General features: G+C 34.7%; 9 protein-coding genes and 1 pseudogene. 4 read left to right on the forward strand and 6 right to left on the reverse strand.

What is annotated here, in order from left to right; all coding sequences use genetic code 11:
- Nucleotides 1-518: 518 nt before the first annotated feature.
- Nucleotides 519-741 (forward strand): annotated as a pseudogene (locus tag AB4865_RS01550) (IS982 family transposase); the annotation flags it as partial.
- A 137-nt stretch (nucleotides 742-878) separates the two neighbouring features.
- On the opposite strand, the gene AB4865_RS01555 reads toward AB4865_RS01550, so the two are convergent.
- From AB4865_RS01555 to panC, 3 genes are all read right to left on the reverse strand, one after another.
- A complete protein-coding gene (locus tag AB4865_RS01555; protein ID WP_372473983.1) occupies nucleotides 879-2,597 on the reverse strand; it encodes a DUF6029 family protein in 1,719 nt (572 codons plus the stop codon).
- A 95-nt stretch (nucleotides 2,598-2,692) separates the two neighbouring features.
- The gene (locus AB4865_RS01560) at nucleotides 2,693-3,178 is read right to left on the reverse strand and encodes a TlpA family protein disulfide reductase (RefSeq protein WP_372473984.1); all 486 of its coding nucleotides are present in this window, start codon (nucleotides 3,176-3,178) and stop codon (nucleotides 2,693-2,695) included.
- A gap of 124 nt (nucleotides 3,179-3,302) precedes the next feature.
- Nucleotides 3,303-4,178, reverse strand: coding sequence for a pantoate--beta-alanine ligase (gene panC, locus AB4865_RS01565; protein ID WP_372473985.1), 876 nt, complete (start codon nucleotides 4,176-4,178; stop codon nucleotides 3,303-3,305).
- 106 nt (nucleotides 4,179-4,284) lie between these two features.
- Here panC and AB4865_RS01570 point away from each other — a divergent pair, with 106 nt between their 5' ends.
- The 3 genes from AB4865_RS01570 to glmS are packed head-to-tail and all read left to right on the forward strand — an operon-like array spanning nucleotide 4,285 to nucleotide 8,487.
- Nucleotides 4,285-5,085 (forward strand): glycogen/starch synthase, encoded by an 801-nt coding sequence (locus AB4865_RS01570; protein WP_372473986.1) that lies wholly within the window; start codon nucleotides 4,285-4,287, stop codon nucleotides 5,083-5,085.
- A 3-nt stretch (nucleotides 5,086-5,088) separates the two neighbouring features.
- Nucleotides 5,089-6,630, forward strand: a complete 1,542-nt coding sequence (locus AB4865_RS01575) for a DUF4270 domain-containing protein (protein WP_372473987.1) — start codon at nucleotides 5,089-5,091, stop codon at nucleotides 6,628-6,630.
- 9 nt (nucleotides 6,631-6,639) lie between these two features.
- Nucleotides 6,640-8,487, forward strand: coding sequence for a glutamine--fructose-6-phosphate transaminase (isomerizing) (gene glmS, locus AB4865_RS01580; RefSeq protein WP_372473988.1), 1,848 nt, complete (start codon nucleotides 6,640-6,642; stop codon nucleotides 8,485-8,487).
- Between the two features lie 37 nt (nucleotides 8,488-8,524).
- On the opposite strand, the gene AB4865_RS01585 is transcribed toward glmS, so the two are convergent.
- The 3 genes from AB4865_RS01585 to AB4865_RS01595 form a co-directional block, all read right to left on the reverse strand.
- The gene (locus AB4865_RS01585; protein ID WP_372473989.1) at nucleotides 8,525-9,280 is read right to left on the reverse strand and encodes an enoyl-CoA hydratase/isomerase family protein; all 756 of its coding nucleotides are present in this window, start codon (nucleotides 9,278-9,280) and stop codon (nucleotides 8,525-8,527) included.
- Nucleotides 9,281-9,286: 6 nt separating this feature from the next.
- Nucleotides 9,287-10,111 carry a universal stress protein gene (locus AB4865_RS01590; protein ID WP_372473990.1) on the reverse strand — a complete coding sequence of 275 codons (825 nt, stop codon included), beginning with the start codon at nucleotides 10,109-10,111 and terminating at the stop codon, nucleotides 9,287-9,289.
- Between the two features lie 94 nt (nucleotides 10,112-10,205).
- Nucleotides 10,206-11,894 (reverse strand): hypothetical protein, encoded by a 1,689-nt coding sequence (locus tag AB4865_RS01595; protein ID WP_372473991.1) that lies wholly within the window; start codon nucleotides 11,892-11,894, stop codon nucleotides 10,206-10,208.
- Nucleotides 11,895-11,962: the final 68 nt, after the last annotated feature.

Here is an 11,962-nt window from a genome sequence, read left to right on the forward strand (position 1 = left end):
ACTCACAATCGGCAATTACGCTCTCATAACACACTCCTTTAGTAAAGAAAAACAACTTCATCTTTTATATCGAATAGTCATCTTATCACGAAGATAACCTTTTATTTTATATTTATCACACTTTAGTAAACTTTTTATATTTTGGTTGTTTTCTACATCTGCACGCCTTCTATACAAAAAACTCATACAACAATCTCTTGATTTACCCCACAACCGCCGCAAGACCTATCAATAATTTTGCCATTTTTTTTAATACTATTGTCTCTACGACTTCTTATTTATCAATCCGTTTGCATTATGAAATAAATAAAAGTTGTTCATTTAACAGAAAATCAGTGTATTTATTTCGCTAAAACAAATCAAAAACGAACAACTTAGGACAAATATACGAAAGAATTTTAGAAGTTTTAAAAAAGTTTTTTCCCTCATCAGCTTTGAAAACCAAAATAGAAAGGAGTGTTTACAACAAAAGAAAACAAAATCTTTTTTATCATATAAATCAGATAAGGGGAAAACTTTACTTATTTAAGAAAAAGAGGAAAAGAATCGAAACATTATTTTGACTTGGTCGAAACTTCTATTTTGCAATTATGTAATCAATTTATGATTAAAAGGAATTATGCAAAATCATTCAGCGGTTTTAAAACACAAATTATCAGCAAAATAACTGCTTTAACCTTAATTCAATACATTAACAAATTTGTATTGAAAAAGGAAATAAGTAAAAGCAAGTATAATTTAAAATGCCCAATGGGTGTTTATATGGTATTTATTTATCACACTTCTAAATTAAATAAAAAAGTTGCTACTCAAAAAAGAGTAACAACCTTTAAAAATAATAATATATTCTATCACATAGAAGCTATGTGAGAAAGACCTTAAAAATTAGTTGTAATATTTAAAGTAAATCCGGCAGACTCTGGTACCATTCTACACACACCACCTACACAGATCATTCCACCTCTTTGGCGGCCATAAGTAGCTGCGATACGAGTAGCACCTTTGGTAAAGGCACCACCAAAGCTGTAATAATGCATTTTTTCAGCTTCTTTTTTAGTACCGTAGTTGTATATGTCATGTACGAAGAACGACCATTTTTTACTTGGGATGTACTCCAATGTACCCCCTGCCCAGTTTCTTCTATCGGCACTCGCCCACTGATGTTGCAATTCCAAACGTACAGATTTTGTATCAGTCAAGAAGTAGGTACCTTCTGCAGCGATGGTATGGGCATTCACTGCATAGTCCTTTATCATAATGTATTTACTATTATAAAATTGATTTAAGTACGAAAAGATTGTATTTAATCTATCAGACATAGGCTTTCTATACTCAATAGCAAAATCGCTATAATATTTATTTCCGAAACCAAAAATATCAGATGATAAATTAATTTTTTCTTCTTCTCCTCCCCATTTATCAATTACATTATAATGGCTTATTTTATTTTTCAATCCAGCCCAATATGAACCATTAATTGCAAAACTTGCTCCTCTTTCGCCACCCAAAGTAGAACCTGCAGGAGCTTCATAAAACATATCAAACTGTCCTCCTATTTCACCTTGTTTTTCATACCCATCTTGATAATAAATCATTTGTGGTTGTGCTTGATACACAAAAATATTCTGTAATGTATGATCGTATTGTTTTGTTAATGCCGGTATGTAATTTATCATTCCATAATTAAATTGATTTCCTGACATATTTCTTTGAGAATACAAAGCAAAATTTTCCATTCTTCTCAAGTTCAAGTTTACAGCAAAATCTCCTTTAGTATATCCTGCATTAAGCAAAAAGGCATTTCCTGCTCTATTGACATCCGTTTTATAATCAAAATTTTCAAATTGCACTTCTTTTGTTTTATACAAAAACTCTCCCTGTACGTTGAAGTTTTCACCAACATATTCTGCTCTTGGACCAAATATAAATGTATTTTTGTCAAAGCCAACAAAGTCTGAAGGATCGTAAGAAGAAGAAAGTGTTTTAGTTAAATCCTCATATTTACCAACAAAAGTTGCTCCTACCTTGAATGTATAGTCTTCTAAGGCCTTTAATTCAGTCACATCTGCTTCGAAATCGGCACCATAAACTATTCCTTCAGAAAAGTCAAACCCCATACCTACACGTTGCTTACCTCCCAACGCTTTTACTTGGATTCCCTCTCCGATGTTCAATTTTACTCTACCTCCAAACAATGAGTTGTTGATACCCAAGGCACGATCTTCCCAAAAACGCAACGCCAATCCACTACCAAATTGCTCGTACATGTGACCTGCTGTTATATCAACGCCTTTTTCGTAATTGTTGTAACGAGCAAATACATGACCAACGTGTACACCTTTATAATCTGGATTGTAATTCAAGATTGCCTTGGGAGCATACCCTTCAACTTGCAATCCAAACTCAAAGTTTTTTAATGTGTAATCCAACTTTACATAATTGTTGGAACGGAAAGGTTTTTTTGCTTCGAGTGTATCAATTTTAATTCTATTATCATTGTTATAATATTGAGAGTTTGACTCGATTCCCACTCTCAACTGTGCATTTGCTGATGCTGTCAATATCAATGCACCTGCTACTATTGTCTTTTTAAACATCTTTATACTTAATACTTATAGTGTAATTATTATACTAAACAGAACAAAGGATGCTTCCTAAAAAACATCCTTTACAAATATACTTCATTTTATGTTTACTTTACCAATGATTTTAATTTTTTATAAATATCATTTTCTATACCCGGTGTATAGTTTGAGTGAGAATAAACGATTTTTCCTTTGTGTACAATCACTGTATATGGTACATTTACTACGTTCATTGCTCTTTTCAACTCGTGATTGTCGTCCATCAAGATAGTGTATTTCCAACCCGCTCCGTTTACTTGTGATTTTACTCGGTTTTTAGTACGAGCATCGTCGATAGATACCGCTACCAATTCTACTCCTGTTTCTTTTTGCCACTCTGGATATACCTCTTTTATTGCTTTCAATTCTTTGATACATGGCCCACACCACGTTGCCCAAAAGCTGACAATAACAGGTTTGTCTCCTTTTTTATTGTATGAAGAAACATTTACAGACTTTCCGTCTAATGATTTCAAAGTTACGTTTGGTAAATTTGATTGTGCAAATCCTAATGTTACACATAAAAATAATACGAATGATGCTATTGCTTTCATTTTTTTATCTTTTGTTTAAAATTTTAGTTCAACTTTCAAATATAGTACTTTTTGTTTTTTTACAATTGTTTTTTCAAAAATATTTTTGTTTGATTGTCTTAAAACAAATGACGTGCCAAAAAAATTAATTCAAAGATTCCATTAACACTTCTTCATACATTGGAACATTGTCTATCAATCGTACGCCTTCTAAATGAGCTACTAAAAAACCTCTATATTTTTCATTTTCTTTTTTATCAACAGCTGTTTTGAGGTTGTTTTCGTCTGCAATCACAAAATATTCAAGCTCAAAATCAGAATGGTCTTCAAAAGACTTTTTCACAAAATCTACACATTCGTCTATCGAAGCATTTTGAAACAAATCTCTTGTTTTTTGTAATATATTGTAAATAAATGCAGCTTTTTGTTTTCCCTCTACTGTTAGACGTTCGTTCCTAGAACTCATAGCCAATCCGCTTAGTTCACGGTAAATTGGACAACCTATGATAGCAATAGCAAAGTTTTCTTTTTCAACCATTTTCTTTATTATTTGCAACTGTTGAAAATCTTTTTCACCAAAATAGGCACGCATAGGCCGAACGATTTCAAACAACTTTTTCACAATCGTTCCTACTCCATCAAAATGACCTGGTCTATTGGCACCTTCCATTTCGGTTTCCAAACCTTCATAATCAAATACAGTAGCTATTGGTTCGTGTCCATAAATATCCTCTACCGAAGGAGCAAATACAACGATGCGATCAGAGAGCTGTTTTACTATATCAATATCACGTTCAAAGGTACGAGGATATTTTTCTAAATCTTCTGCATTGTTAAACTGTGTAGGATTTACAAAAATACTCAATACTACCTCATCATTTTCATTTAATGCACGTTCTAACAAAGACAAATGTCCCAAGTGCAAAGCCCCCATTGTGGGAACAAAACCTATTGATTTTTCTTGACCTATAAAGGAAGAAACAATGTCTGATATCTCTTTTGACGTATGAGTTACAATCATAATTAATGTGATTAGATGGGCAAAAATAAAATTTAAATGACAATAAATGATATTTTTTTCGTAATTTTGTATGCTTTACATTTTCAAATTAATTTACAACAAACAAATGAAAGATAAAAGGATATTATTTGTATCATCTGAAGTAGTACCTTATTTGCCTGAAAATGAAGTTTCGACAGCTTCTTTTGACGCACCCAAAATGATCAATGACCAAGGGGGGCAAATACGCATTTTTATGCCAAAATACGGTGCTGTAAACGAGCGAAGACATCAGCTGCACGAGGTAATTCGTCTATCTGGTATGAACTTAGTTATCAATGATATGGATATGCCTTTGATTATAAAAGTTGCGTCTATTCCAAAGGAGAGAATACAAGTATATTTTATTGACAACGACGAATATTTCAAAAGAAAAGGTATTTTTTCTGACGAAAACGACACACTATATGAAGACAATGACGAACGTGCAATTTTCTTTGTAAAAGGTGTGGTAGAAACCATCAAAAAACTCAACTGGGTACCTGATGTAATCCATGTTCATGGATGGATGGCTTCTCTTTTGCCTTTGTATTTGAAAGAATATTATAAAAACGAATCTATTTTTTCAGATACTAAAGTGGTTACGTCTATCTTTTCAAAGGGATTTGAAAACGAACTATCTTCAAACATGTACGACAAAGTAGCCTTTGACGAATTTGATGAAAAAGACATTCAATGGCTAAAACAACCTACGTATGAAAACATTATGAAATGTGCTATAGATTTTTCTGATGGAGTAATTATTTCTTCTGAAACTATCAATGAGGAAATAAACCAGCACATCTCTGCAACAAACAAACCGTTTTTACCGTTTTCTGCCAAAGAAAACATGAAAGAAACTTATACAGATTTTTACCTAAACCTGTAAATTATGAAATTAGCACAAACTATTTTAGCCGTTTTGGGATTGACAACTGCTCTCATCTCTTGCGAAACAGAATACAACAACGTAGGTACTCAAATGCTCGACAATGACTTGATCGGCTTTGAAAAATATACCGCTACTCAAATCAATGCAGCAACCTATTTGGCAGATGATGTCAACACACGCGACTATACCATCAATTCGTTAGGACATCATAATGACGCTGTTTTTGGTACACAAACTCAACATTTAGTAGCTCAAGTAGGACTTTCTAAAACACAGAGTTTAAGTTCGATTGGCGATAATCCCGTAATAGATTCTGTATATCTACACATTCCTTTCAAGGCAGATGCTCTGACTAAGGCCAATGCAAGAGTGGTAGGTAGCGGCACTTTTGACCTAAAAGTATATGAAAATGGTTACACACTGTCAACAAGCAATCCTGCCAACAACTTTTCGACGCAATATTATTTTTCGGATTTAAAAAATCAAATCGATCAAAATATCGCATCAACAGTGTTGAACAACAGCACAAACACCCAACAAAACACTCAGTTTAAATTTAATACAGACCCTATCAAACTGTATCAATACGATGCTAATGGTCAATTGGTAAAAGACGAAAACAACAATCCAAAAGTAAAAGAAACCAAAAGTGCTGGAATTTGGTTGGACTTGGACAAAAATCATTTTCAAAATAAGTTTTTTGCAAACAACAAATACAAAACTTTGATAAATGAAGCCTTGTTTAAAGAATATTTCAAAGGATTGTATTTGCAAGTAAACAATCCCACAAGTGACGCTTTGGCACAATTTGATTTGACCGAAGGAAGTTTGGTATTTGTTTACAAACAAGACAAATCTGACAAATCTGGAAAAGAGCGTAAAGAATTGGTATTTACCCTCGGTAGAGATTTCGGAACAGACGGCAACAAAAATAATATTTCTGTCGCTCTCATTGAAAATCAACACAGTGGACTTTTGACTACAGCATTGGCACAGGCAAACAATCCATTGATTTTTCTAAAAGGAAACCAACCAACTTATTCAAAAATTTCACTTTTTGGAACAGATGGAGACAACAACGGAAAACCTGATGAATTGGATGCTATCATTGCCAATAATTGGATGATCAACCAAGCCGTATTGACATTGACAATAGATACACAAACATCTATCGCCAACGCTCCCAACCGATTGTTTTTGTACGATTTCAAAAACAATAAAGTATTGGAAGACTATGCATTAGACCAATCAACTAATCCTTTGAAAGAAAATTATAACGGAATATTAAACAGCGGAACAAAAAAATATCAATTTAGAATTACCAATTATCTGAAATCATTGATTGAAAAAGATTCGACGAATTTTGATTTAGGTTTAGTAGTAGCCAACGAAATTAGCAATTCGCTATTCAATGTAACTAAAAACAACAAAAAACTACCATTGACTGCATCTGAGATGCCATTTGGAACCGTACTCTATGGTCCAAATCACACTGATGTAGACAAAAAAATGAAATTAGAAATATACTATACAAAAAAATAACAAACTACTATGTGTGGAATTGTAGGATATATAGGCAAAAAAGAAGCATATCCAATTGTAATCAAAGGATTGAAACGACTGGAATACAGAGGATATGACAGTGCAGGGGTAGCATTGTACGATGGAGAGAAATTTATTTCATGCAAAACAAAAGGTAAGGTTTCTGATCTAGAAGAAAAATCATCAAATGAAAATATTGTAAATGGTTCAATAGGAATTGGGCATACTCGTTGGGCTACTCACGGAGTTCCAAATGATGTAAACTCTCATCCTCACTTTTCAAATTCGGGTGAATTAGTCATCATTCACAACGGAATTATTGAAAACTATGAGCCTTTGAAAAAAGAATTAATCGCTCGTGGTTATACCTTCCAGTCTGAAACCGATACAGAAGTACTAGTAAACCTTATCGAAGATGTACAAAAGAAACATCAAGTAAAATTGGGGAAAGCCGTGCAGATTGCCTTGCAACAAGTGGTGGGAGCATATGCAATCTGTGTAATGGACATCAAAAAACCAGATGAAATCGTTTGTGCAAAATTGGGAAGTCCACTGGCAATCGGTATCGGAGAAGGGGAATATTTCGTAGCATCAGACGCAACACCTTTTATCGAATATACAAACAATGCTATTTATTTAGAAGATGAAGAAATGGCGATAATTCGCTTACACAAACCTTTGAAAATCCGCAAAATAAAAGACGGAAAAGAGGTTTCTCTATATGTACAAGAATTACAGTTAAACTTAGAGCAAATCGAAAAAGGCGGATACGAACACTTTATGTTGAAAGAAATTCATGAGCAACCACAAGTGATTCAAGATACATTCAGAGGTAGATTGTTGTCTTCGCAAGGATTAATCAAAATGGCAGGAGTCGACAATCATTTAGATAAATTCACTCAAGCTCGTCGTATCCTAATCATTGCTTGTGGTACATCGTGGCACGCGGGATTGGTTGGAGAATATATGATTGAAGAATTTGCTCGTATTCCTGTAGAAGTTGAATACGCTTCAGAATTTAGATACAGAAACCCAATCATCTATCCAGATGATATTGTGATTGCTATTTCGCAATCTGGAGAAACGGCAGATACTTTGGCAGCCATAAAATTGGCAAAAGAAAAAGGAGCTTTTGTATTTGGTATTTGCAATGTGGTGGGTTCGTCTATCGCCAGAGAAACACACGCAGGTGCCTATACACACGCAGGTCCAGAGATTGGAGTAGCTTCGACAAAAGCGTTTACTACTCAAATCACCATTTTGGCATTGATTGCGTTGAAATTGGCTAAAACCAAAGGAACGATTTCTCAAGAGGAATATATGAGAAACCTCATCGAATTGGAAGCTATTCCAGACAAAGTAAAAAGAGCGATAGAGGAAAACAAAAACATTGAGGAAATCAGTAAAGTATATCAAGAAGCGTCAAACTGCTTGTACTTAGGTCGTGGATTCAACTATCCTGTAGCTATGGAAGGAGCGTTGAAATTGAAAGAAATTTCGTACATCCACGCCGAAGGTTATCCTGCAGCAGAAATGAAACACGGCCCTATTGCTTTGATAGACGAAAATATGCCTGTAATCATCATTGCACCGCAGCAAAACCACTACGATAAGGTGGTGAGCAACATCCAAGAAATTAAAGCAAGAAAAGGAAAAATAATCGCCGTGGTAACTAAAGGCGACAAACAAGTAAGAGAATTGGCAGATCATATCATCGAGATTCCAAACTCTACAGAAGCTTTGACATCAATTTTAGCAACGATTCCATTACAATTGTTGTCATACCACATCGCTGTATTGAGAGGTTGTAATGTTGACCAACCGCGAAATTTAGCTAAATCTGTTACAGTAGAATAACAATAAAAAGGCAGTCGAAATCGACTGCCTTTTTTTGTTATTTCTTTTTAAAAGCGTTTAATGCATTTTTAGTAAAATCTGATAAAACTAATGTTCCTGAAATTTCGGCACGTTCAAGCAACAAAGTATCCCAATGTTCTGTATCTTTCCACAACACCTTTTTCATTTCAAATAACGCCTCAGGATTGAACGAACTCAATTGTGTAACAAAGACATCTAACGAAGCATCCATCGTCTCGTAGGAGTCAAATAAACGTGTAAATAACATGTTTTTGTGTGCCCATTGAGCAGTTTTCCATTCCGTAGCCTCCAAAGTCATTTCTGACATCGCTGGCATACCAATTTTTCTACTTACCGCTGGCTCGATAACAAAAGGCCCGATGCCTATTGCCAATTCAGATAATTTGATAGCTGCGTCGGTATGAGCAAAGGTATAATCGCAAGCAGCAACAATACCTACTCCTCCACCAACGGTTTTTCCTTGTATGCGACCTACGATGATTTTATTGCTTTTACGCATCGCATTGATGACATGAGCAAAACCACTGAAAAAAGCTCTTCCTTTTTCGATAGTATCTACTTGCAACAATTCGTCAAATGAGGCTCCAGCACAAAAGGCTTTTTCTCCTTCACTTTTCAAAACAATTACCGAAACTTGGCTGTTATCGTTTAGTTGTGTAATCGCCTCCGTCAATTGTTTCAATTGCGAACTTGGAAATGAATTGCTCTGTGGGTGAAAAAATGTAATCGTTGCAACCGCTTGATTTATTTCTACATTTACAAAAGGATTCATCAAAAATTAGATTTTAAAAGTGATAATGTTTTTCGTTGAATGATTTACTACATCTTCGCTGATACTTCCGTTGATAAAACGCGATAAACCTGTGCGACCGTGTGTACCCATTACAATCAACGAAGAATTGATTTTTTCAGCGTAATTTGACAATCCTTTTTCGATATCAAAATCATTGTAAACGGCAAAAGTATAATCCTCAACTTCCAAGTCTTTCAAAAACTCTTGAATAATTGTTTCTGCCTCGTGTGTAGGCTTGAAACTATTAGGTGTATTGACCATCAAAAAGTGAGGTTTTGCATTACGCTCTGTCAAGAAATGTAAAATTTTGTTATAAGCTTCTGGATTTTTTTCCAAGAAATCTGATGCAAAAACCACATTGTCAAAACTGATATCCGTCTGGTCTCCTTTGATTACCAACACTGGTACTTGCGAAGCACGAACAATTTTTTCGGCATTTGATCCGATAAACATTTCTTTCAAACCACTGGCTCCATAAGATCCCATGACAATCAAGTCAATAGCATTTTCGTTACTTACCGCTTCCACCTCGTTGAAAAATTTACCTAAGCGAAGTACTACCGAAACGGTCAACCCTTCCAACGCTGGATTTTTAGCAGATTCGAGAAGTTTTTGCTCAGCCATTTTTTTAAACAACATCACTTCAGGCAAATCAAACCCTGGCTGAATCATATCTACTGTTTCATGAGGTAAATCAATGACATGCATCAAAATAATTTCAGTATCATATCCCTTTGCAACCGATGCCGCCGCTTTGATGGCATTGTTTGCTTGATCTGAAAAATCTGTAGGCACTAATATTTTTTTCATAATTTATCTATTTAATATTTATATTTTCACAAATATATATTTTTTTATCGCAAAACACAAAAAAACTCGGCTAAGCCGAGTTTTTACAACTTTATCAATTATGAAATTTTACCCATTGAGTCCCTGTACACCCTTCGAACTTCCCATTATTAAAACGAATAGTTCCTGCTGTAGTACTGTCACAAGTGTCCGAATTGCCTACTTTTACCCCTCCGTTTACATCCAATTTTGCTTTTGGATTCATCACTCCAACTCCTACGTTTACACCTCCTTCAACTCCTGTTGCTTTTTCATTTCCTAAGACTATTGTGTTACTCAGCAATGAATGATTATCTATACCATTACCTATTGCAATGGAATTATTGTATTTATCAGAATTTTCTAAAATTTCGTTCATAACTTCTTTAGAATTTCCGATAAAGATATTTCCATTTCCTGTTTTAGAAGAAGGTCTTGCCCCAGCGTCGTATCCTATTCCTATTGTATATTTATTCGTTGTATGATTTGAATCTTTCAAAGCGTATTTCCCTATCGCTATATTGTATTCTCCTGTAGTCAACACTTGCAATGCATCTTTTCCTATAGCTATATTATCATTTCCAGTTTTATTATTAACTAATGTTTCATTTCCAATAGAAATATTACCAGAACCTGTTGTATTTTCTTGAAGTGATTTATACCCCAAAGCTATATTTTCATTCCCTGTAGTATTATATTGCATAGAGTAATTCCCAAGGGCTACATTTTTCTTCCCTACAGTATTATCTCTCATAGAAGTAACTCCAAAGGCAAAGTTATCCTCTCCAGTAGTATTCAGTCTCAACGCTTCAAATCCTACGGCAAAGTTTCTAGACCCTATAGTATTGGTTTTCATAGCATCAGGACCAATAGCAACGTTGTTTTTTCCTGATGTGTTAGAAGACAATGATTCTGGCCCTATAGCTACGTTGTTTCCTTCAGTATTCTCATGAAGTGCTCTCAAACCTATCGCTACATTATTATCCCCTACTTTATTCTTATACATAGCATTCACTCCAATTGCCACATTATTTTTTCCTGTAGTATTTTCTCTCAGAGCATTTGTACCCAATGCCATATTTCCAGATCCTGAGGTATTTAGCAGCATTGCATGCCCTCCCAAAGCCATATTATTTTCTCCAACATTATCACGCATAGCATTTTGCCCTATTGCAATCAATCCAGAACTGGTTTTGTTGTTTTTCAAAGCATTCAACCCAATAGCTGTATTATTAGATCCTGTTGTATTTGCGACCAATGCACCATTTCCTAATGCTGTATTATTAGACCCTGTTGTAACAGCTTTCAAGTTTCCAGGACCAATGGCTACATTGGCACTACCTGTACCTAAACTTGTCCCATTCTGTCCAACCCCCGCATCAATCGAAACGTGATTGTTGGTACCTACATAACGCACATCCACGTGTTTGTACTCAATCAAACGCATCCATTGGTTCAATGATGCATCCCAATAGTAATATCCGGCATCTGTAACCAACGAATATTGTCCGGCTCTATCTACTACAGGCATATCATCTATCAAAAATGTCATCAATGAATGTTGAGCTGTTGTCAAACCTGGCGTCATCGCCTTCATTTCAGCAGCAGTAATTCTTGGTACTAATACCCCTTTTGCTGTTTCAGTAGCCAAGGCATTGATATCTAAAGTTGCATTTGGAACTTCTTTATTGATTCCTACTCTTCCTTCTTGTGCAAAAACATAACCTCCAACTAACATAGAGGCTAATAAAATTGATTTTCTCATTTCAAAATTTTTTACTAGACAAAATTACTCTATAAATTTATTATAGAGCTCTATCTTCACATAATTTT

The organism is Capnocytophaga sp. ARDL2 (assembly GCF_041530365.1).
Classification (GTDB): Bacteria; Bacteroidota; Bacteroidia; order Flavobacteriales; family Flavobacteriaceae; genus Flavobacterium.